Origin of the sequence: Anoxybacillus sp. EFIL, assembly GCF_013096955.1 — a bacterium.
GTDB lineage: Bacteria > Bacillota > Bacilli > Bacillales > Anoxybacillaceae > Anoxybacillus > Anoxybacillus ayderensis.
Map to the genome: position 1 here is coordinate 483,380 of NZ_SDLH01000001.1, position 21,466 is coordinate 504,845.

A 21,466-nucleotide genomic window follows, 5' to 3' on the forward strand; every position below is an offset into this window, starting at 1 on the left:
GAGTTTTTTAATTGACTTTCGGTTCTTGTTCCATTTCCCATAGTTTTTCGAAAAACGGTTGCCCTTTTACGAGCCGCTCGCATAAATGAGCGTGTCGTTCGGACCAACCGTATTTCGCTTCTTCATACAAGCCATTCCACGCTTCTTCAAATGACATTTGCTGAATATACGCATACTTCTCTGGCGCCCATTCCGTATACCAATAGCGCACTTCTGCCGCATTTTTCGTTCCATACAGCTGGTCGAGCGCCATAAATAACAGCTGCTTCAATTGCCGCTCTTTCCGCGTCAATCCGCTCATAAGCGCCGGATGCGGCGATAAAATGTGATACTCTCTTTCACTTTGTTCAAACAGATATAGGCGCACATCTTGCTCTTTCACCATGTCGTACACGAGTTGTTCTTGACGCGGAATCAGTCGGCTTTTGCGAATCGGAATATGATAGCCAATCGTATCAATGGCAATAATTCCATAACCATCTGTAGCGATAAAACAATATTCAAGCTGAATGCGTTCATGATTTTTACGTACGTACGCTTTTTGATGCACATCTTCAAGCAGCGCCTTCGGAATTTCAGACAAACTATTTTCCAAGTAGTGAAACAGTTGTGTGCTCACTTTTAACACCGGCACTTGATCTAACAACTCAATCGCATCATCTTTTCTCCATTCGTAAAAATGGCAAACGTTATATCCGTTTTCTTCCCCTTCAAACCAATTCACCCAAACATCGTGAAGATATAACATGCATAACCCCTCACTTCGAACGATTTGTTCACAGTATGGTCAGAGGTTGCTCATTTTATTCCATTTCACCCTAAATTTAACCATCATCATGTGAAGGAAAAAAAATGCTTAACCACGTAATGAACAACCCGATCGGCAAGAAGTAGCATTCCACTTTCGTGCTAATAAACAACAAATATTCTTTCCAGTCCGAACGGGATGCCATAATGTTTAAATACGCAATCATCGTCGTCCCACCAATGACCGACATCCCAAACCCAAGCAAATAAAAAAAGAAACGCATCCGTCAGTCCCCCTTGTCCACTACTATATGTATGAACAAGCATGCAAACGATGCGTTACGTAAAAAAAATTTCTTCAGCTTTCATCGAAAGTAGCTCTATCATCGTCTTTTTTTCTAGCGCCTGCTTCACAACCGCATATCCGACCGCATAGCCGAGCATGCGCGGATAAAAGGCAGAACCGTACAAAAGCGAACGATAACGAGCATCGTCTGGTCGAGTAGAGAGGTTTGGGATTATCCATTTTTTCATCCATTGCTTTAGTTGTTCTTCTGTATAATATGTCGTCCATGTTGCGACATATTCACTTCCGAGCCGCTCGTACACCGCATGTTCTGCTAATCCTTCCATCACGATGCGATCAAGAAGCGTATAGTCGCGCTCATCTTTCGGATCAGCATGCAAACGACAAACGTGGTTATATTCGTGAATGAGGAGGGCATAAATATGTTCGTTCGATACGTGAGGAAGCAAAAATAAAAATAGTTGATCGCGAAAAGCGACGCCTGATTTTCCACCAAATTCACGTTGCAGCGAACGGTTCGTAGCATCAGCAGGGAAAATAAATATAGGCACGTCTGGGCCATCCCACTCTTTTTGGAGTTCTGTAAACTTTTTTGCGACAAACGCCCATACGTTTTTTTCTGCGAGCTGTTTCATCGTATCATGTTGGTTATGTCGCGCCATGCCGTGCGCAAATAAATGACGTTGCACATCTTCTTTTATTTTTTTTCGCCACATATCGTCCACAAACCAATGTTTCGTATTTATTACTCCCATGACATTCCCTCCTTTCGTTATCGCATTGTACGATAAACGAAAGGAAAATGTGAAAAAGGATGAGGCGAACCTCATCCTTCATATTTTTTGAAAATAATCGTTGCATTATGTCCACCGAAGCCGAGCGAGTTGCTTAATACCGCACGCACGTCTTGTTTGCGTGCCACGTTCGGCACGTAATCTAAGTCGCATTCTGGGTCTGGTGTTTCGTAATTAATCGTTGGCGGAATGACGCCATCGTGGATCGATAAAACGGAGAAAATGGCTTCGATTGCACCCGCTGCACCAAGCAAATGTCCCGTCATCGATTTCGTCGAGCTGACGGCTAGTTTGTATGCGTGCTCGCCAAATACTTCTTTAATCGCCATCGTTTCATATTTATCATTATACTCTGTGCTCGTGCCGTGCGCGTTAATGTAGTCGATGTCCTCTGGCTGCATATTCGCATCATAGAGCGCTTGACGCATCGCACGCACGCCGCCTTCCCCACCCGGCGCTGGAGCGGTAATATGATACGCATCGCCTGTCGCACCGTAGCCAACGATTTCCGCATAAATGCGGGCACCGCGTTTTAACGCATGTTCTAGTTCTTCTAAAATAATAATGCCAGCCCCTTCGCCCATAATAAATCCGTCGCGATGTTGATCAAATGGACGGCACGCTGTTTTTGGGTCTGGGTTAAACGAGAGCGCTTTCGCTGCGCTAAATCCCGCAAACGCCATATGTGTAATTGGCGCTTCTGTTCCACCTGTAATCATCACATCGGCATCGCCACGTTCAATGACTTTAAACGCATCACCGATCGAGTTCGTTCCTGTCGCACAAGCGGTAACCGTACATGAGTTGATTCCTTTTGCCCCAAGCATAATCGACACTTGACCCGCCGCCATATCTGGAATCATCATCGGAACAAAAAACGGGCTGACGCGACGATACCCTTTTTCTAAAAACGTCTTCAACTGTTCTTCGTACGTTTCCATCCCGCCGATGCCTGAACCGATCCAGACGCCAATGCGCGGCGCGTTTTCCTCTGTAATTTGTAAATTCGCATCTTTGACTGCCATCATCGATGCAGCGACCGCATATTGCGTAAATCGGTCCATTTTGCGCGCTTCTTTTTTATCGATAAATTGTTCGACATCAAAATCTTTCACTTCCGCTGCCACTTTCGCAGGAAAATCGTCCGCGTTTAACCGTGTGAGCGGACCGATGCCGGATTGTCCAGCAACGATGTTTTTCCATGTCGTTTCAACATCATTTCCTACCGGTGTGACAGCCCCTAATCCCGTGACGACGACTCGTCTTTTGTTCACCACTCATCACTCCTTTGTTTCATCATACCATCGTTATTTGCCCCAGCGCAATGCAATAGCGCCCCACGTTAATCCACCGCCAAAGCCAACCATAATGATAAGGTCATCATCTTGAATGCGTCCGGCTTCCACTTCTTCTACAAGTGAAATCGGAATGGATGCAGCGGATGTATTTCCGTATTTATTCACTGTAATCGACATGCGCTCAACAGGCAGTTCGAGCCGTTCGCGCGCCGCCTCCATAATGCGAATGTTCGCCTGATGCGGAATTAAAAAGTCGACGTCCGCTTTCGTCAATCCTGCTTTTTCTAATACGCGAATGCATGACTCGCCCATTTGGCGCACCGCAAACTTAAACACTTCCCGTCCGTTCATGACAATATGGTCGTCTTGATATAAATATTTTCCCCCCGTACCGTCTGCCCCAAGTTCAAACGATACGATGCCGCGCCCTTCTGCAACTTTCCCCATGACAACTGCTCCTGCGCCGTCTCCAAACAACACCGCTGTATTTCGATCGCTCCAATCGACGATTTTTGATAACTTTTCTACACCAACGACAAGCACGTATTTGTACGTATTTGTTTCAATAAATTGTTTCGCGGTTACCATCGCATACATAAATCCTGCACATGCCGCGCTTACGTCAAGTGCCGCTGCATGCACCGCCCCGAGCTTTTCTTGCAACATACATGCGACGGACGGAAAAGGGCGATCAGGCGTCACCGTCGCTACTAAAATGAGATCAATTTGTTCAGGAGAAATGCCCGCATTATCAAGGGCGCGCTTCGCTGCGATATAACCCATATCGGACGTATCTATATCGTCTGAAGCAATACGACGTTCTTCAATCCCTGTGCGCGTCCGAATCCATTCATCTGACGTATCCATTCGTTGTTCTAATTCTTTATTCGTCACAATACGTTCCGGCACATATCGTCCAATTCCAATAATTCCTGCACTCACGGAAATATCGTCTCCTTTTATTATCAAACTTTATTACTTGGTACTAATTTTACTTTCTTTTTTCGTTTCATGCAATAAAAAAATGAGGCGTTTACTCGACACCTCATTTACTCATTCGGCAATTTTCCTGTTGCTTTATATCGTTCAATCGCTTTTTTTATTTTTTGTCGGAACGGTTTGTCGACAAGCGGGCTAAACGTGCCGAGTTCGACGACGCCGTCTTGAAAATCGACATATGTCGTTCCAGACGTTAATTCTCCATCGATAAACTTTTTCGCCACAAGTTCATATAGCGCATCGACATGTTGGACGGTGCTCGTTAGCACCGTTCGTTCTCCTAAATCTGCTTGATCCGTTACGTAACCAATCGCATAAAGACCGTGTTCTTTCATTTTTTCAATCACTGGTACACTAAATTTATCGCCGGCTGGATATATGACATCCACCCCTTCAGCAATCATTCGTTCGGCAATGGCTATGGCTGTATCGACGTCGTCCCAATGTTGTACATATTCCACGTCGACATTCGCATTTTCGTTCTCATGTAAAGCCCCTTCAAAAAAACCGTCCACTTCCGGCTGCCATTCAAATGCGGCAATGACGCCAATTTTGTTCGTTTTCGTCATATGCCCCGCCACCATGCCGCCAAAAAAGCCCATCGCATGCCCTGCGAAATTAAAACTTGTCACATTTTTCTTTTTCGCTTCTCCGTTAAAAAATACAAAATGAATGTTCGGATATTGATCTGCGATGTCATCAAAATACTCCCCATACTCACTTCCATGACCAAAAATTAAATGGACTCCTTTTTGGTGAAATTGTTTTACCGCTTGTGCCGTCGCTGCTTTTGAGTTTACCCCTTCGCGATAAAACACTTCCGCATCAAATTTCGCTTGAATGCGAAGCAATCCTTTATACCCTTTCGTTCCCCACACTTGATCATCAATTGTATCTGAAACGAGCAAACCAACTTTTTGTACATTTCCCGATGATAATTTTGCAGGAGCGCAAGAAGATAAAATAAAAAGTAGTGCAAAAATAAAATACGTATATCGCCTCATCAACATGCAACACTCCTTTTTCGGTCTCATTTTTTATTTTACTTGCTTCCTTTCCTATCGGTAAAGAAAAAATCCCCATGGGTATGGGGACTATACATCGCTATATTGTTCATAAAACGCATGAATGGCTTGCGCAAACGTATATGTTTTTTCAGGCAAATGATATGAAACAGGCACGCCAAACGCTTGCGCATACGCTCTTGCATGAATCGTTGGAGGATATGGATTCACTCCTGACACTTGCCAAATTTTTATCGGCACAACCGGTGCGGAAAGCGGAGGGAGATCCAATTCCTCTTCCGTTGTTCCGTACGCTTGCTTTAATTGACGTAACATCCGCTTATAAAAAAATTTATGCTCTTTTTCATGTTGGAGTTGCGCCTGTAAATGCAAACAAGGATTTAATAGCGCAACCGCCCGTATTTGATCGCGTAAATCGTTCATCAACTGCAAGGCGACAAGCGCCCCCATTCCTTCTGCGAACACGTAAATGCGCTCATTTAAAATTTCCGTTTTCAGCACATAATAAATGAGCTGTTTCGCTAGTTTGACCGCTTTTTGACTTCCCCAATTCGCCCCGTACAAATGCGAGTAAAAAATCGTATAGCCATGTTGTAACAAATCGTTTAACAGCTTGTTTTTCCCAACATGTTGCATCCATAAACTCGTTTTGTCATCGACGAAGTGAGAGACGTCTCCTAAAAGAAGTAAACCAAATCCGTTTGGCCGATCTGGAACATGAATCGCACACCATTGCTCGCTAAATTGGAAAAATCGTTGCTTCTCTGTCATCATCGTCCACCTTACGCACATCATTGTACAATATATCGTATGCGATTTTCTTTTGCGTGTACTAGGCGTTGCAATTTTTCATTTTCGTCTATTCGTCATTTATGTTAAGATAAAAAAGAGTGTAAAGGAGGGAATGGCATGCGTATTTTTTGGACGTTTTTCTGGACGTTTTTATTAGTAAACATGGTGACATACGTCGTCAGCTCGATGATTGGCGCGGCTTACCATTTCGAAACAGGTACAACGTTGGCAGTCGTTGCAACCGTTCTCATTTTATTGATTGCACAACTCATTCCGAACGACCCTGTGCATCATTAAAAAAGGATAAACGGCATACGTCCGTTTATCCTTTTTTTACGACGAATTCGTCGCCTTCGATATCAATCGTGACGGTGTCGTATTCTCCAATACGTCCGGCAATGATTTCACGAGCAAGCTTCGTTTCAATATGTTTTTGAATAAACCGTTTGAGCGGACGAGCGCCGTACACATGGTCAAATCCATGTGTCGCAATGTACGTCTTCGCTTCTTCCGTTAACGTAATCGTCATATGGCGCTCTGCTAGTCGCTCCTCTAATTGTTTCATAAACTTATCCACAATACTTTTCACTTCGCGGGCGGTTAACGGTTTAAATAGTACAATGTCGTCCACTCGGTTTAAAAACTCTGGTCTAAAATGCGCTCGCAATTGTTTCAACACTTGTTCACGTGCTTCTTCGTTTATGTCTCCGTGCGCATCGACCGCTTCTAACAACGTATGCGATCCAATATTTGACGTCATAATGACGACCGTATTTTTAAAATCGACCGTTCTTCCTTGCGAATCCGTCATCCGACCGTCATCTAACATTTGTAGTAAAATGTTAAACACTTCCGGATGCGCTTTTTCGATTTCATCAAGCAAAATGACCGCATATGGCTTTCTGCGCACCGCTTCCGTCAGCTGCCCACCTTCTTCGTAGCCAACATATCCTGGAGGCGCCCCGATTAAACGAGAAACTGCGTGTTTCTCCATATATTCCGACATATCGATGCGAATGATCTGTTCTTCGCTATCGAAAAGCGCTTCCGCTAACGCCTTCGCCAATTCTGTTTTTCCGACACCTGTCGGACCGAGGAAAAGAAATGAACCGATCGGACGATTCGGATCTTTCATGCCTGCGCGTGCGCGCAACACTGCATCGCTCACGAATTGTACCGCCTCGTCTTGCCCGATGACGCGCTCATGTAAAATGTCGGTTAACCGCAACAACTTTTCGCGTTCACCTTCAACAAGTTTTGTCACCGAAATGCCCGTCCATTTTGACACGATTGTCGCGATTTCTTCCTCCGTTACTTCCTCGCGCAACAACCGTCTCTCTTTTTCTGTTTCTTCTAGCTGTTTTAATTGTTTTTCGAGTTGCGGAATGCGTCCGTGGCGCAATTCTGCCGCTTTATTTAAATCGTAATTGTTTTCCGCTTCTTCTAACTCGCGCTTCGCTTTTTCTAACTGCTCACGCAACACGCGCACATGTTGAATCGCTTCTTTTTCTTTTTCCCATTGCGCTTTCATCGCATTTGCTTTTTCGCGCAAATTCGCAAGCTCTTGCGACAACGCTTGCAAGCGCTGTTTGCTCGCTTCATCTTGCTCTTTTTTCAACGCCGCTTCTTCAATTTCAAGCTGCATCATTTTTCGCATCACTTCATCTAACTCTGTCGGCATTGAATCGATTTCCGTTCGAATCATCGCGCACGCTTCATCAACAAGGTCAATCGCTTTATCAGGCAAAAAGCGATCAGAAATGTAACGATCGGACAACGTCGCCGCCGCAACGAGCGCACCGTCATGAATGTTCACGCCGTGATGAATTTCGAATCGCTCTTTTAAGCCGCGCAAAATCGAAATCGTATCTTCGACCGTCGGCTCTTCTACGAGCACTTGTTGGAAACGGCGTTCGAGCGCAGGATCTTTTTCAATATATTGTCGATATTCATCAAGCGTCGTTGCCCCGATGCAATGCAATTCTCCGCGCGCAAGCATCGGCTTTAACATATTCCCTGCATCAAGCGCCCCATCCGTCCGTCCCGCACCGACGATCGTATGCAGTTCATCAATAAATAAAATGATGCGCCCTTCGCTTTTCTTTACCTCATTTAATACCGCTTTTAACCGTTCCTCAAACTCTCCGCGAAACTTTGCCCCTGCAATAAGCGCACTCATATCTAGCGCAAAAATCGTTTTATCTTTTAACCCTTCTGGCACGTCTTTGCGCACGATACGTTGGGCGAGCCCTTCAACGATCGCCGTTTTTCCAACGCCCGGCTCTCCAATTAAAACAGGATTGTTTTTCGTCTTGCGCGATAAAATGCGAATGACGCGGCGAATTTCGCTATCGCGGCCGATGACTGGATCAATTCTTCCTGCTTTCACTTCCGCCACTAAATCGCGACCGTATTTTTGCAATGCTTCATATGTCGCTTCCGGATTTGGACTAACCACGCGTTGATTCCCCCTTATGTCCATAATCGTTTGCAATAGCTTTTCTCGCTCGATTCCATAGCGTGACAATATATGTTTCGCTTCTTTGTCGTCAACGAGCGCAAGCAACAAGTGCTCAACGGATATATATTCATCTTTCATTTGTTTCGCTTCTTGTTCCGCCCGAACAACCCATTGTTGCAAACGGCTTGTGACATATATTTTTCCGGCCTCCGAACTAGAAATGACTTGCGGTTTTTTGTTGAGTTGTTTGTTCCACTCATCTAACAAACTTGAAACGGAAACAGACATTTTTTCATAAATGCGCCTTGCAAGCCCATCTTCTTGTTCGAGAAGCGCCACACAAACGTGTTCAACGTCCACTTCTTGATGTTGTTTCTCTATGGCCAACGATTGCGCTCGCATGAACGCCTCTTGCACTTTTTCCGTCATTTGTTGCATATTCATCGCACTCACCCCTTTGACTTTGACTTTTTTTGACCTTTATCTATTACGTATTATAACGAGAAAGCCACCCTTATGCAAGGATGGCTTACGGTTTTGGAAAGTACGTCCATATACGATTATGATTCGACGTTTCTGGGAAACGGTCACCTGCTTTTAGTTTTAATTTTTTCGGATTTTTCACTTGGTCGCCTGTCTCGCCAATTTCAATATATATCCCGTTGTTTGGCGCTTTTTGTCCGGGGCGAAAATGTCGGCTTTGTCCCATCCGTATCCCTCCTCATCGTCTGATCATTTCATAATATGTCCGTTTTGTTTCAAAACGATGATGAGAAATAACGGATCGATATCCAAATGCTACAGCAACGAAACGAGCAATGCTTTTTGTGCATGAAGGCGGTTGCCGGCTTGTTGGAAAATGTATGAACGCACTCCATCAATCACCCCTTCTGTCACTTCTTCGCCGCGGTGAGCGGGCAAGCAATGTAAAAACATAAAATCGCTTTTCGCTTGTTGGACGAGCGTTTCATTGACTTGAAACGGCGCAAAGACGTGCATCCGTTCGTTCGCTTCCGCCTCTTGCCCCATGCTTGCCCATACGTCTGTGTATACAACGTCTGCATCCGCAATCGCCTCATACGGATCGTTTGTTACAACGATCGTTGCACCGCTTTCGTTTGCGCTGCTTTTCGCTTCTTTGACAACCGCTTCTTTCGGTTCATATCCTTTCGGTGAAGCGACTGCACAATGCATGCCGACTTTTGCCGCCGCAAGCATTAACGCATGCGCCATATTGTTTCCGTCACCGATGTAGGCAAGCTTTAGCCCTTGAAGTTTTCCTTTCACTTCATAAATCGTTAGTAAATCGGCAAGCGCTTGACACGGATGATCGTCATCGGTCAACCCATTAATGACAGGAATCGTCGCATAATGGGCAAGCTCCTCTACTTTCTCATGCTCGAATGTGCGAATCATAATCGCATCGACATATTCCGATAATACGCGCGCCGTATCTGCAATCGTTTCTCCACGTCCAATTTGCAAATCGCGGCTGCTTAAATGAAGTGCATGACCGCCTAATTGAACCATGCCGACTTCAAATGAGACGCGTGTTCTCGTTGACGGCTTTTCAAAAATCATCGCCAACGTTTTGCCGCTTAGCGGCGTGTACCGTTCGCCGTTTTGTTGCTTCTCCTTTAATTCAAGCGCCAAATGAAGCAAATATTCGATTTCTTCCTTCGAATAGTCCGCTAACGTTAAAAAATCTTTTCCTTTTAACTGAATCGTTGCTGTCATATTCATTTTCTCACCACTTCACGTAAATTTTTTAACCAATCTTGAATCGAACAAACGGAAAAATGTTTTGTCGACCACGCTTGAACAAACAAATGTGCAGTTTCTTCTTCCGTCAATACGAGCACATGGCGAGCGAGCGCTTGTTTTCTTCGCGATTCACTTTGTTCATCACGCATGAAACTAACAAATGCGAGCGCTTCTTTTTTCTCGACCCATCGTTCGAACGGTTCATCTGTTACGATCGTTAACCCTTGTTGTTTTGCATGCTCGATTAACACCTTCGCCTCATCTCGTGCATCGACATATATTTCATACGCCTCTTTTTTCTTTACGAGATATGGATAAAATGCTTTATATGCCGCTTCTTGCACTGTTTTTGCAATGCTAATTCCTTCCCCTGTCGACTTCATTTCCGGACCGACAAGCGGATCGACACCCGGCAATTTATATGTCGAAAACACCGGATACTTTAAGACAACATATGGGATAGAAACCGATTGTTTGACGTCTTCCGACAAATATTTCCCAAGCAATACGTTTGTCGCGAGTTGAACCATCGGCACACCTGTCACTTTACTGACGATCGGAACGGTGCGGCTTGCCCGCGGATTGACTTCTAAGACGTACACTTCCCCATCCCGTACGATAAACTGCACGTTCATTAATCCTTTAAAATGAAGTTTATTTGTAATTCGCTTCGTATAATCGATCATTTTCGCTTTTTCTTCTTCCGTAAACGATTGGGCAGGCAACCATGCATAACTATCACCGGAATGGACGCCTGTTTTTTCGACATGTTCAATAATTGTCGGAACGAACACATTATGTCCGTCACAAATCGCATCAAACTCTCCTTCTTTTGCGCGTACATATTCATCAATTAACATCGGATATACCATTTCTTGTTGGATTAGTGAAGCAAGCTGTTGTTCATCATAAACAATATGCATTCCACGCCCGCCAATGACGTACGATGGGCGAAGCAAAAGCGGATAACCGATACGTTCCACTTTTTCCATTAATTCCGCTTCATCGTTTGCCATCGTTCCTTTCACATGTGGAATGTCGAGCGACTGAAGGAGCGCATAAAAACGTTCCCGATCTTCTAGTTGGTCAATGATCTCACTATTCATGCCGATGATTGACACACCGTACGATTCAAGCTTGTTCGCTAAGTTAATGGCCGTTTGACCGCCAAACTGCACGATGACCGCTTCGACGTTTTCCGCTTCCACGACATTTAACACATCTTCTACCGTCAGCGGCTCAAAATATAAACGATCGGCAACGGTAAAGTCGGTGCTGACTGTTTCAGGGTTATTGTTCATTAAAATCGCTTCATATCCCGCTTGCTGCAAAGCGTACACGCAATGAACAGAGCTATAATCAAATTCAACCCCTTGCCCAATGCGAATCGGACCTGAGCCGAGAATAAGCATTTTCCGCTGATCGCTCGTTTGTATTTCACTTTCGCCAAAATATGTCGAATAATAATACGATGTTTCAGCCGAAAATTCAGCAGCACACGTATCGACCATTTTATAAGATGGAACGATGCCATATGCTTTTCTTTTTTCTCGCACATCTTTTTCATCAACGTTCCATATATAAGCTAAATACGCATCGGAAAACCCTTTCTCTTTCAACGTGCGAAACGTTTGTTCATCTACCGTATCGAGCGTTATGTTTTTCGCCTGTTGTTCAAGCGCAATGAGCTGAGCGAAACGCGTTAAAAAATACAAATCGATTTTCGTCCATTCGTGTATTTGTTCTGTCGCTATACCGCGACGAAGCAGCTCGAGGATGGCGAAAAAGCGGCGATCGTCTCCCGCTTTGACGATATCTACTAACACCTTCGTCGTCTGTTTCGCAAGCGCTGGTGAATGTAAACCGATATGATCTAACTCAAGCGAATGAAGCGCCTTTTGTAACGCACGCTCGAAATTACGGTCGATCGCCATTACCTCTCCTGTCGCTTTCATTTGCGTGCCGAGGCGACGATCGGCAAACGAAAATTTGTCAAACGGAAAGCGCGGAAATTTCACGACAACATAATCGAGTGCAGGCTCAAAGCTCGCATACGTATGTCCTGTCACTGGATTCACTAGTTCCGCAAGCGTATAACCGACCGCTAATTTTGCCGCCATTCTTGCGATCGGGTACCCTGTCGCTTTTGATGCGAGAGCAGAAGATCGGCTCACGCGCGGATTCACTTCAATTAAATAATACTTTTTACTTTTTGGATCGAGCGCAAATTGAATGTTGCATCCTCCGACAACACCGAGCGCCGAAATAATTTTAATGGCAGCTGAGCGCAACATATGATATTCGACATCTGTCAACGTTTGCGACGGCGCAACGACGATCGAATCACCGGTATGAATGCCAACCGGATCGATGTTTTCCATATTACAAATCGTAATGCACGTATTCGTATGGTCGCGCATCACTTCATACTCAATTTCTTTAAATCCCGCGACACTCCGTTCCACTAAACATTGCGTGATCGGGCTTTCTTGCAATCCTTTTGTAACGATGTCGACAAGCTCCTCCATCGTCTGTGCGATGCCGCCACCCGTTCCCCCGAGCGTATACGCTGGGCGAACGATGATCGGAAACCCGATTCGTTTCGCAAATTGTACCGCTTCTTCAACTGTCGTCACAATTTCGCTTTCTGGCACCGGCTCGTTTAATTCATACATTAACGCCCGAAACGCTTCACGGTCTTCGCCACGTTTAATCGATTCGATCGGTGTGCCGAGCAAGCGGACATTATACTTTTGTAAAATACCTTGTTCATGTAAAGCGAACGCTAAATTCAGTCCCGTCTGTCCGCCAAGCGTCGCTAATAGCCCATCGGGTCGCTCTTTTGCGATAATTTTTTCCATACTTTCTACCGTCAGCGGCTCAAAATATACCGCATCCGCATGCACTTCATCCGTCATAATTGTCGCTGGATTGTTGTTTGCTAAAATGACGCGGTATCCTTCTTCTTTTAATGCTAAGCAACCTTGCGTTCCCGAATAGTCAAACTCTGCCGCTTGCCCGATGACGATCGGACCAGAACCGATCACAAGAATCGAACGAAGCGTTGAATCTTTAGGCATATACTTTCTCCTTTCTTGCTGCTTTCATCATGTCAACAAATTCAGCAAAAATAAATTGTGTATCGTTTGGTCCAGGATGCGCTTCCGGATGATATTGCACACATAAAATCGGCTTCGTTTCATGGGCGACACCTTCCACCGAACCGTCATTGACGTTAATAAAACGAATGGAAAGCGGCGTATGCGCTAAACTTTCTGCCTTCACCACATAGCCGTGATTTTGCGAAGTCATCAACACTTTTTTCGTTTTCGCATCATATACCGGCTGATTTGCTCCACGATGCCCGAACGGCAATTTTTCCGTATCCCCGCCGTAAGCGAGCGAAACGAGTTGATGCCCAAGGCAAATCGCAAGCGTTGGATACCGTTCGATGACCGCTAAAATATTTGGCAAATAGTAAGACAATTGTTTCGGATCCCCCGGTCCGTTCGATAATAATACTCCGTCTGGCTCAAGTTGTTCGACCGTTTGTAACGTCGTATTGTACGGAACGACCGTCACGCGACAGCCGTACGCCATTAACGAATGAACGATTGACTTTTTATATCCGAAATCAAACAAAACAACGTGCATATGACCGTTTCCGTACGTTTGTATGTCCGATGTGCTCACGAGCGGCACGGGCGCTTGTTCTTCCACTTGCACGACCGCCTGCCGGCTCGTTGAAATAACCGCAGGCATCGCCCCGTGCTCACGAATTTGTTTCACGACCGCTCGCGTATCGACATGGGTGAGAAGCGGAACGTTCCATTTTTGCAAATATTGTTTCAAACTATACGTCGCTTCGTAATGATACCCTGTCTCCTCCGCTTCATAAACGATGACCGCCTTTACATGCGGCTGTTTGCTTTCAAAATCGACTTCGTTAATCCCGTAATTTCCAATAAGCGGATACGTAAATACGACGATTTGATTTTTATACGACGGATCTGTTAACACTTCTTGATATCCTGTCATCCCTGTAAAAAAGACAACTTCCCCCGCAATATCTCCCGTCCATGCCGTTTCCAATTTTCCGGCAAACATTTTGCCGTTTTGTAAATGTAAATACGCCTCCATGTTCACACCCCAAACGAATGTTTATTAAACAAACAGAATTTTTATTCATTCATACGTATAAAAAATCACGTTCATATGACGTTAACGCTTCTTGTAATATATTTATCGCTTCATCAAGTTCCTCTTTCGTCACGATGAGCGGTGGCAATAAACGAATGACGTTCGGCCCCGCTGCTAAAGCAAGAAGCCCACGCTCATGAATATGCGGCAATATATTCGCAACAGGTTCACTGCATGCGATGCCGATCATGAGCCCTAAACCGCGCACATCTTGCACGATTTGAACGTTGTTTAACTGTTCGGCTAATTTTTGTTTAAAATACGTCCCTTTTTCTTGTACTTCCCGTAAAAATGACGGTTGTGTCACGATGTGAAGCGTCGCTTTCGCCGCCGCCATCGCCAAAGCGTTTCCGCCAAACGTTGAGCCGTGCACTCCGGCGCTAAACGTCGATATGACATGTTTCTTTCCGATCATCGCCCCGACAGGAAAGCCGCTTCCTAATCCTTTTGCGACGGTAATGATATCAGGGGAAAGATCGAACTGCTCATAAGCAAACAACGTGCCTGTTCGTCCGATGCCTGTTTGCACTTCATCGACGATCAACAATGCTCCGTACGTTTGGCAAAGCTGCTCGGCTGCCTGTAAAAATGACTTTTCTCCGACAACAACACCGCCTTCGCCTTGCACGACTTCAACCATGACAGCTGCCACCGTTTCATCCATTTCTCGTTCTAACGCAGCGATATCATTAAACGGCACGTACGTAAACGTCGGCAACAACGGGCCGAATCCATCGTGAATTTTCGCTTGCCCGGTCGCTGTCATCGTCGCAAACGTTCTACCGTGAAACGACTGTTCGCACGTAATGATTTTAGAACGTCCCGTATGTTTGCGTGCAAGCTTGATTGCCGCCTCGTTCGCTTCCGCTCCGCTATTGCAAAAAAACACCGCATCGCCAACGGAATGTTGCACAAGAAGGGAAGCGACTTCTTCTTGAATAGGGAGATGAAATAAATTAGATACGTGCCATACTTCGTTTAGCTGCGCCTCGAGCGCCTGCTGTACAGCAGGGTGGCGATGGCCGAGATTACATACCGCAATGCCTGCGACAAAATCAAGATATTGTTTTCCGTCTGTGGCGATGAGTTTCGTTCCTTCCGCTTTAGCAACCGTAATCGGAAACCGTTGATACGTTGGGAAAATCATACGTACACCTCTTTCTTCATCATCGTTCCATGCCACGTTCCTTCTTTATAAAATGGGACTTTTCCGCTCACAATAGCGACTTCATTGACCGAGTTGAGCGCATGAAGAGCCGCTTTCACTTTCGGAATCATTCCTCCTGAAATCGTTCCATCTGCAATCATCGCTTCAATCATATGAGCGGTTGCTTCTTTGACAACTTCTCCGTTGCTTAAAATGCCAGCGACGTCTGTCACAAAAACGAGTTTGTCAGCTGAAAGCGCCTGTGCAATCGCCGCCGCCGCTGTATCTGCGTTAATGTTATACGTCTGGCCATGCTCATCCATTCCGATCGGTGCAATGACGGGCACGTATCCGTGACGCAACAACGTATGCACAATCTTCGCATGAACGTGTACGACTTCTCCTACATAGCCGAGCGTTTGTACGTCGATTGGTTTCGCTTGCAACAAACAATCATCGACACCGGACAAACCGACGGCGCGAATGTCGTTTGCTTGTAAAAGCGAGACGAGCGTTTTGTTCACCTTTCCGTTTAATACCATTTCGACAACGTCTAACACGTCTTTTGTCGTTTTTCGCAATCCATTTACAAATTCAGACGGAATGTCGAGCGCATGTAACAATTGTCCAATATCTGGCCCCCCGCCATGCACGATAACAACATCAAGCCCGCTGTTTCTTAATTGTTGCACGCTTGTAAAAAACGATGGGGATAACTCATGAAGCACGCTGCCCCCGCATTTGATGACAATCACATTCATCCCCTCCTTACGTGCGATAACTTGCATTAATTTTAATGTAGTCGTACGTTAAATCACAGCCCCACGCAATGCCTTCCCCGTTGCCGACATGTAAATCGACTGTAATCACGACGACATCTTCCATTAAAGCCGCTTTCGCCTCTTCTTCCGAAAACGGCACCGGTTGACTTTGTTTTAACATTTGAATCGAACCGATCCATACGTCCACGCAATTCGGGTTTATGAATGCTCCGCTATGTCCAATTGCACCAATAATGCGTCCCCAGTTTGCGTCCGCTCCGTACACTGCTGTTTTCACTAAGTTGGAACCGACAATATGTTTCGCTGCCCATTTTGCTTCTTCGTCCGTTCGCGCTCCTTTGACGCGCGCTTCAATTAATTTCGTTGCCCCTTCTCCGTCGCGAGCAATTTGCTTCGCTAAATGTTCACACGTTTGACGGAGCGCTTCATAAAAGTTTGCCCAATCTGGATGTTGTGGAGAAAGTGGCTCGTTGCCAGCTAACCCGCTCGCCATGACGATGACCATATCGTTCGTTGACGTTTCCCCATCGACCGTAATTTGATTAAACGATACGTTCGTAATGGAACGAAGCGCATCTTGCAATACGTCTGATGGGACGTTTGCATCCGTCGTAATAAAAGCAAGCATCGTTGCCATATTTGGATGAATCATTCCCGATCCTTTTGCCGCTCCTGCAACCGTCACGACTTGACCGTCTATAACCGTTTCATAACACGTTTTTTTCATGACGAGATCCGTCGTTAAAATCGCTGTTTGAAAATCAACGGCTCCATCTAATTGTGCCGTCGGTTTCAATTTTGGGATGCTCGCGCGAATGTTTTCCATCGGTAAACATTCACCGATCACTCCTGTCGATGCAACAGCAACGAGATGTTCTGGAAGCCCAAACGCCTCCGCGCACAACTTTCGCATTTCGTATGCGTCTTTTAATCCTTGTTCCCCTGTACATGCGTTCGCATATGCGCTGTTGACAATGACCGCTTGAAGCTTTTGTTCGACCGCAATGCTTTGTTTCGTCACTTGAAGCGGTGCGGCTTGAAACACGTTTTGCGTATAAACGGCCGCACACGATGCCGGCACGTCGCAAACGATTACCCCTAAATCTTTTTTCGTATAGCGTAACCCTGCATGCACACCAGCAGCTTGAAATCCTTTTGGTGTGACAATCGTTCCATCTGCGACATATTTCACTTTTTCTTCGATCAACTTCATCTTCTCCACCCCATTTACGGATACATCGGCATCGATGTTAGTCCGGTTTGTTCCTCTAATCCAAGCATCACATTGGCGTTTTGAACGGCTTGCCCCGCCGCCCCTTTCACTAAGTTGTCGATCACGCTCACAACCGTGATGCGATTCGTTCGTTCATCGTAACTGACTCCAATATCGCAATAGTTTGAACCGTACACGTCTTTCGTGCATGGGAAAGACCCTGCTTCCCGAACACGAACGAACGGGCAATGTTTATACGTTTCTTTATATAACTCTATCATTCTATCAAGCGATACGATGCATGCCGCTTCCGCATATATCGTCGCCATAATGCCGCGCGTCATCGGGATTAAATGCGTGCTAAACGTCATCGGCCCCATTTGTTCGTTCCAATCGCGCAACATTTGTTCAATTTCCGGAATATGTTGATGTGTATTTACTTTGTATATTTTTACGTTTTCATTCGTTTCCGCAAAATGAACGCCAAGCGATACCCCACGTCCTGCACCTGATACACCCGATTTCGCATCAACGATAACAGAATGAGGCACGATCCATTTTTGAATGACAAGCGGCGCTAATCCGAGCAACGTCGCTGTCGGATAACAGCCGGGATTGGCGATTAAACTGGCGTTTGCAATGTGCTCGCGATTCCATTCCGTTAAACCGTATACCGCCTGTTTGAGCACTTCTTCGTTCGGCGGCGTTTTTTTATACCACTTCGCATATACGTTCCCATCGCGCAAACGAAAGTCTCCAGATAAATCAATGACTTTATGTCCCGCCGCAAGCAATTTCGGCGTCCATTCGCTCGATACGCCGGGTGGCGTCGCTAAAAAAACAAGATCGCCTTCAATATCGTCGCTTTGAATATCGCGCAAGACGAAACGCCCCCCAATATGCGGATACACATCTTGCAGCGAAACACCTGCTTGTGAAGATGAATGAACAGAAGCGACGCGCATGTGCGGATGATGTTGCAATAAGCGAATGAGCTCAATGCCCCCATAGCCTGTCGCTCCGATAATGGAGACTTTCATGAAACAGCTCCCCACTTTCTGTATATTGTTATAAATTTAGTTATCATTATAATACTGCATAAAAATAAAATCAAATGTATATTTAAATATTTTTTCATTTTTCTCATTCATTTATTGACCGAATATGTATTTTTCTTTTTAATGGAAGTAGACAATAATTAAAGGTGGTTAGTGTATGACAATTCAACCGATCTCCTTATCCGATCTTCTTTCCCTTCCTCACCATATGATTGATATGCAAAAAGGAGAATATATATTTCGCGAAGGAGAAGCGGCAAACGAGCTATATATTGTATGTGAAGGGAAAGTGCAATTAAGCAAAACGACGGAGGAAGGGCGCGAACTATTGCTTCGCATTTGTGAACAAGGCGATGCGTTTGGGGAGGTCGTTCCGTTTCAATTGACGTGTATCTGTACGGTAAGTGCAAAAATGATGGAAGGAGGAACGTTAGCTGTTATTCACAAACAGCAACTTGAAGAAAAGCTGTTGACGGATCATGCGTTTTCGTTACAGTTTATGCAATGGGTTCATTTGCAATTGCAACGAATGCAAACGAAAATACGCGATTTAATTTTGCACGGAAAAAAAGGGGCGTTGTATTCGACGCTTATTCGCTTAGCGAATAGCTACGGTGTCGAAACAGAAGACGGCATTTTCATTGATATGCCGATGACCAATCAAGAGCTCGCCAATTTTTGCGGCAGCGCACGCGAAGTCGTCAGCCGTCTGTTAAAAGAATTAAAAGAACTCGGCATCGTTTCTGTCGAGAAAGGAAAAATCACGATTCACGATGTGCAATTTTTAAAAGATGAAATTCGCTGTGAAGGCTGCCCCATCGATATATGCAACATGAAATAAGCCGACACATTTGTCGGCTTAATAAACGATTATAATGACAAGCGCAAAATAAACAGCATTCACAATTTCATAAATCCCTACTTTTTTAATCGACAGCGATTTTCCATTTATTATTATTTGCACGACGATAAATGTGTGACAAACCATTGAACCGTTTGTAAAAATGCCTCGCGCGTCACTTTATGTCCCGCATGTTCATCAACTAGCATCATAAGCGGCTGATGGAACGGCTCGATTTGTTTGTAAAACGCGTATGTATAATCAAACGGGACGACATCATCTTGTTTTCCGTGCCAAATGAAAAGCGGACGGCCGTTTAATTTTTCAGGCTGCAACGATAAATCGTACGCCATTAACGTGTTGCGCAACGTTTCAATTTGTTCGTTAGAAAGCGGCAACGTCATTCCTTTTCGCTCAGCAAATTGCAGCTGTAAATCAAAAAACGTTTGATAGCATGGGCTGCCCATGAGCGAACCAGCGACGCGAATCCAATCATATTGCGTTAACGCCCCAAACGTCACGATGCCTCCCATCGATGTACCAACGACACCGATACGCTCAGGGTCAACAAGTTTTCGCTCGACTAGTTCATTTTTTATCTCTTCTAATTCACGTATAGTCGTTAACACAATATCCCAAAACGACAAATATAATTTATCGTCAGAAAGCGGATTTGGACGTTCCCCGTGATAAAGCGCATCCGGCAGCACGACACGATATCCGGCTTCGGCAAGCAAATAGCCGAAATGAAGATTATGTTCTTTTGCGCTTGTAAATCCATGAATAAAAATGACAAGTGGTCGCATATGATGTTTATCATCTTCTTTCACTACATGCAAGCACGGAACGTTTGCGATTGACTCACGAATAATGGATACCATGTTCTCATCTCCCATTTTATGTTTTAACATTATATTACCATATAGACAAATATTTTGGAAAAACGATACACTAATAATGAATCATTTTAACGAAAAGGGGAACAAACGATGGACCAACATTTAATTGCGATTGATTTAGACGGCACGTTATTAAAAGATAATAAAACGATTTCTGATCGTACATATGACGTCATTCAAAAAGCAAAACAAGCGGGACATATCGTCGTCATTGCGACAGGACGGCCGTATCGCGCAAGCAAAATGTATTATGAACAATTACAATTAACGACGCCAATCGTCAATTTTAACGGGGCGTTCGTTCATCATCCGAAAGACGACAGCTGGGGCATGTACCATACGCCGCTTCAGTTAGGGACGGTGAAAGAAATTGTTGAAGTAAGCCGAAAATACAACGTGCGCAACATTTTAGCCGAAGTGATGGACGATGTGTATTTTCACGAACATGACGAACAGTTGCTTGATTTGTTTAATTTAGGAAACCCAAATGTATATATCGGAAACTTGCGTGACATTTTACGCAAAGATCCGACGTGCATTTTAATTTTATCTGATGAACAAAACGTTGGACGCATTCGCACATATTTATCAGACGTGCATGCGAACGTCATCGACCATCGCAGTTGGACAGCCCCATGGCACGTCATTGAAATCGTCCGAACCGGCATTCATAAAGCAGTCGGTCTTGAAAAAATTGCTTCTTTTTACGGCATTCCACGCGAGCGCGTCATCGCTTTCGGCGATGAAGATAACGATATTGAGATGTTAAAATGGGCTGGGGTAGGCATCGCGATGGGCAATGCGATTGAACCGTTAAAAGCAATCGCAGACGATGTAACAAAAACAAATGAAGAAGATGGCATCGCCGTTTATTTGCAATCGTTATTAAAGTTATAAAAAATTCCCTCACGTATTGTGGCGCAAACATGAACAAACTATCATCGACGCCATATGCGTCACAAGCGGCGAACAAGGGGGAATGTCGTGTGGGCAAACGAAATAAATCAAAACGTTTCATTCAGCAAGGTGCCGATGCTGTTTATAAACATGATGAGCGCATTCCGTATCATATGACGTATGAAGAAGCGGAACGACGCAAAGCAGAGAAAGCAGACCATACGAACCTCGGGGGATTTTAA

21 protein-coding genes are annotated in these 21,466 nt (G+C 44.9%); 4 read left to right on the plus strand and 17 right to left on the minus strand.

Annotated elements, in window-relative coordinates; all coding sequences use genetic code 11:
- Nucleotides 1-7 precede the first annotated feature (7 nt).
- The 7 genes from ES017_RS02490 to ES017_RS02520 all read right to left on the minus strand — a co-directional run bounded on the left by ES017_RS02490 (nt 8) and on the right by ES017_RS02520 (nt 5,941).
- Nucleotides 8-748, minus strand: a complete 741-nt coding sequence (locus ES017_RS02490) for a YjbA family protein (RefSeq protein WP_042894250.1) — start codon at nt 746-748, stop codon at nt 8-10.
- 76 nt (nt 749-824) lie between these two features.
- Nucleotides 825-1,031: a YuzI family membrane protein gene (locus ES017_RS02495; RefSeq protein ID WP_171334708.1), complete on the minus strand. Its 207-nt coding sequence runs from the start codon at nt 1,029-1,031 to the stop codon at nt 825-827.
- A gap of 55 nt (nt 1,032-1,086) precedes the next feature.
- Entirely contained in the window at nt 1,087-1,809 is a 723-nt protein-coding gene (locus tag ES017_RS02500; protein WP_021094749.1) for a DUF2268 domain-containing putative Zn-dependent protease, read from the minus strand.
- 71 nt (nt 1,810-1,880) lie between these two features.
- Entirely contained in the window at nt 1,881-3,122 is a 1,242-nt protein-coding gene (gene fabF, locus ES017_RS02505) for a beta-ketoacyl-ACP synthase II (RefSeq protein ID WP_171334709.1), read from the minus strand.
- A gap of 33 nt (nt 3,123-3,155) precedes the next feature.
- On the minus strand, nt 3,156-4,088 hold the full coding sequence (locus tag ES017_RS02510; RefSeq protein ID WP_021094751.1) for a beta-ketoacyl-ACP synthase III: 933 nt from the start codon (nt 4,086-4,088) through the stop codon (nt 3,156-3,158).
- A 107-nt stretch (nt 4,089-4,195) separates the two neighbouring features.
- On the minus strand, nt 4,196-5,155 hold the full coding sequence (locus tag ES017_RS02515; protein ID WP_021094752.1) for a BMP family ABC transporter substrate-binding protein: 960 nt from the start codon (nt 5,153-5,155) through the stop codon (nt 4,196-4,198).
- An 84-nt stretch (nt 5,156-5,239) separates the two neighbouring features.
- The gene (locus tag ES017_RS02520) at nt 5,240-5,941 is read right to left on the minus strand and encodes an alpha/beta fold hydrolase (RefSeq protein WP_171334763.1); all 702 of its coding nucleotides are present in this window, start codon (nt 5,939-5,941) and stop codon (nt 5,240-5,242) included.
- A gap of 138 nt (nt 5,942-6,079) precedes the next feature.
- Here ES017_RS02520 and ES017_RS02525 point away from each other — a divergent pair, with 138 nt between their 5' ends.
- On the plus strand, nt 6,080-6,259 hold the full coding sequence (locus tag ES017_RS02525) for a YjzD family protein (protein WP_042894246.1): 180 nt from the start codon (nt 6,080-6,082) through the stop codon (nt 6,257-6,259).
- Nucleotides 6,260-6,284: 25 nt separating this feature from the next.
- Here the strand turns inward: ES017_RS02525 and clpB are convergent, their stop codons facing one another.
- The 9 genes from clpB to argC form a co-directional block, all read right to left on the minus strand.
- Nucleotides 6,285-8,867 carry an ATP-dependent chaperone ClpB gene (gene clpB / locus ES017_RS02530; protein ID WP_171334710.1) on the minus strand — a complete coding sequence of 861 codons (2,583 nt, stop codon included), beginning with the start codon at nt 8,865-8,867 and terminating at the stop codon, nt 6,285-6,287.
- Nucleotides 8,868-8,952: 85 nt separating this feature from the next.
- Complete coding sequence (locus tag ES017_RS02535) at nt 8,953-9,132, minus strand: YjzC family protein (protein WP_003395421.1); 180 nt, start codon at nt 9,130-9,132, stop codon at nt 8,953-8,955.
- A gap of 89 nt (nt 9,133-9,221) precedes the next feature.
- A complete protein-coding gene (gene argF / locus ES017_RS02540) occupies nt 9,222-10,166 on the minus strand; it encodes an ornithine carbamoyltransferase (RefSeq protein ID WP_171334711.1) in 945 nt (314 codons plus the stop codon).
- Nucleotides 10,163-13,267 (minus strand): carbamoyl-phosphate synthase (glutamine-hydrolyzing) large subunit, encoded by a 3,105-nt coding sequence (locus ES017_RS02545; RefSeq protein ID WP_171334712.1) that lies wholly within the window; start codon nt 13,265-13,267, stop codon nt 10,163-10,165. The genes argF and ES017_RS02545 overlap by 4 nt, the downstream gene beginning before the upstream one ends.
- Nucleotides 13,260-14,327 (minus strand): carbamoyl phosphate synthase small subunit, encoded by a 1,068-nt coding sequence (locus tag ES017_RS02550; protein ID WP_021094758.1) that lies wholly within the window; start codon nt 14,325-14,327, stop codon nt 13,260-13,262. The genes ES017_RS02545 and ES017_RS02550 overlap by 8 nt, the downstream gene beginning before the upstream one ends.
- A 49-nt stretch (nt 14,328-14,376) precedes the next feature.
- Nucleotides 14,377-15,534, minus strand: a complete 1,158-nt coding sequence (locus ES017_RS02555) for an acetylornithine transaminase (protein ID WP_021094759.1) — start codon at nt 15,532-15,534, stop codon at nt 14,377-14,379.
- The gene (gene argB / locus ES017_RS02560; protein WP_035063161.1) at nt 15,531-16,295 is read right to left on the minus strand and encodes an acetylglutamate kinase; all 765 of its coding nucleotides are present in this window, start codon (nt 16,293-16,295) and stop codon (nt 15,531-15,533) included. The genes ES017_RS02555 and argB overlap by 4 nt, the downstream gene beginning before the upstream one ends.
- A gap of 7 nt (nt 16,296-16,302) precedes the next feature.
- On the minus strand, nt 16,303-17,529 hold the full coding sequence (argJ, locus tag ES017_RS02565; protein WP_021094761.1) for a bifunctional ornithine acetyltransferase/N-acetylglutamate synthase: 1,227 nt from the start codon (nt 17,527-17,529) through the stop codon (nt 16,303-16,305).
- 14 nt (nt 17,530-17,543) lie between these two features.
- Nucleotides 17,544-18,569, minus strand: a complete 1,026-nt coding sequence (gene argC, locus ES017_RS02570; RefSeq protein ID WP_021094762.1) for an N-acetyl-gamma-glutamyl-phosphate reductase — start codon at nt 18,567-18,569, stop codon at nt 17,544-17,546.
- Nucleotides 18,570-18,744: 175 nt separating this feature from the next.
- Between argC and ES017_RS02575 the strand changes: the two genes are divergently transcribed.
- Nucleotides 18,745-19,428 (plus strand): Crp/Fnr family transcriptional regulator, encoded by a 684-nt coding sequence (locus tag ES017_RS02575; protein ID WP_021094763.1) that lies wholly within the window; start codon nt 18,745-18,747, stop codon nt 19,426-19,428.
- 113 nt (nt 19,429-19,541) lie between these two features.
- Here the strand turns inward: ES017_RS02575 and ES017_RS02580 are convergent, their stop codons facing one another.
- Nucleotides 19,542-20,309: an alpha/beta fold hydrolase gene (locus ES017_RS02580; RefSeq protein WP_021094764.1), complete on the minus strand. Its 768-nt coding sequence runs from the start codon at nt 20,307-20,309 to the stop codon at nt 19,542-19,544.
- Nucleotides 20,310-20,417: 108 nt separating this feature from the next.
- Here ES017_RS02580 and ES017_RS02585 point away from each other — a divergent pair, with 108 nt between their 5' ends.
- Both ES017_RS02585 and ES017_RS02590 read left to right on the plus strand, forming a co-directional pair.
- Nucleotides 20,418-21,224: a Cof-type HAD-IIB family hydrolase gene (locus ES017_RS02585; RefSeq protein WP_021094765.1), complete on the plus strand. Its 807-nt coding sequence runs from the start codon at nt 20,418-20,420 to the stop codon at nt 21,222-21,224.
- Between the two features lie 89 nt (nt 21,225-21,313).
- Complete coding sequence (locus tag ES017_RS02590; RefSeq protein WP_009361918.1) at nt 21,314-21,466, plus strand: hypothetical protein; 153 nt, start codon at nt 21,314-21,316, stop codon at nt 21,464-21,466.

Excerpts from the sequence above, each read along its gene's own strand:
- ES017_RS02490 (WP_042894250.1), bottom strand. The coding sequence starts at position 748 with ATGTTATATCTTCACGATGTTTGGGTGAATTGGTTTGAAGGGGAAGAA.
- ES017_RS02495 (WP_171334708.1), bottom strand. The coding sequence starts at position 1,031 with ATGCGTTTCTTTTTTTATTTGCTTGGGTTTGGGATGTCGGTCATTGGT.
- ES017_RS02500 (WP_021094749.1), bottom strand. The coding sequence starts at position 1,809 with ATGGGAGTAATAAATACGAAACATTGGTTTGTGGACGATATGTGGCGA.
- ES017_RS02515 (WP_021094752.1), bottom strand. The coding sequence starts at position 5,155 with ATGTTGATGAGGCGATATACGTATTTTATTTTTGCACTACTTTTTATT.
- ES017_RS02520 (WP_171334763.1), bottom strand. The coding sequence starts at position 5,941 with ATGACAGAGAAGCAACGATTTTTCCAATTTAGCGAGCAATGGTGTGCG.
- ES017_RS02525 (WP_042894246.1), top strand. The coding sequence starts at position 6,080 with ATGCGTATTTTTTGGACGTTTTTCTGGACGTTTTTATTAGTAAACATG.
- clpB (WP_171334710.1), bottom strand. The coding sequence starts at position 8,867 with ATGAATATGCAACAAATGACGGAAAAAGTGCAAGAGGCGTTCATGCGA.
- ES017_RS02535 (WP_003395421.1), bottom strand. The coding sequence starts at position 9,132 with ATGGGACAAAGCCGACATTTTCGCCCCGGACAAAAAGCGCCAAACAAC.
- argF (WP_171334711.1), bottom strand. The coding sequence starts at position 10,166 with ATGAATATGACAGCAACGATTCAGTTAAAAGGAAAAGATTTTTTAACG.
- ES017_RS02545 (WP_171334712.1), bottom strand. The coding sequence starts at position 13,267 with ATGCCTAAAGATTCAACGCTTCGTTCGATTCTTGTGATCGGTTCTGGT.
- ES017_RS02550 (WP_021094758.1), bottom strand. The coding sequence starts at position 14,327 with ATGGAGGCGTATTTACATTTACAAAACGGCAAAATGTTTGCCGGAAAA.
- ES017_RS02555 (WP_021094759.1), bottom strand. The coding sequence starts at position 15,534 with ATGATTTTCCCAACGTATCAACGGTTTCCGATTACGGTTGCTAAAGCG.
- argB (WP_035063161.1), bottom strand. The coding sequence starts at position 16,295 with ATGAATGTGATTGTCATCAAATGCGGGGGCAGCGTGCTTCATGAGTTA.
- argJ (WP_021094761.1), bottom strand. The coding sequence starts at position 17,529 with ATGAAGTTGATCGAAGAAAAAGTGAAATATGTCGCAGATGGAACGATT.
- argC (WP_021094762.1), bottom strand. The coding sequence starts at position 18,569 with ATGAAAGTCTCCATTATCGGAGCGACAGGCTATGGGGGCATTGAGCTC.
- ES017_RS02575 (WP_021094763.1), top strand. The coding sequence starts at position 18,745 with ATGACAATTCAACCGATCTCCTTATCCGATCTTCTTTCCCTTCCTCAC.
- ES017_RS02580 (WP_021094764.1), bottom strand. The coding sequence starts at position 20,309 with ATGGTATCCATTATTCGTGAGTCAATCGCAAACGTTCCGTGCTTGCAT.
- ES017_RS02585 (WP_021094765.1), top strand. The coding sequence starts at position 20,418 with ATGGACCAACATTTAATTGCGATTGATTTAGACGGCACGTTATTAAAA.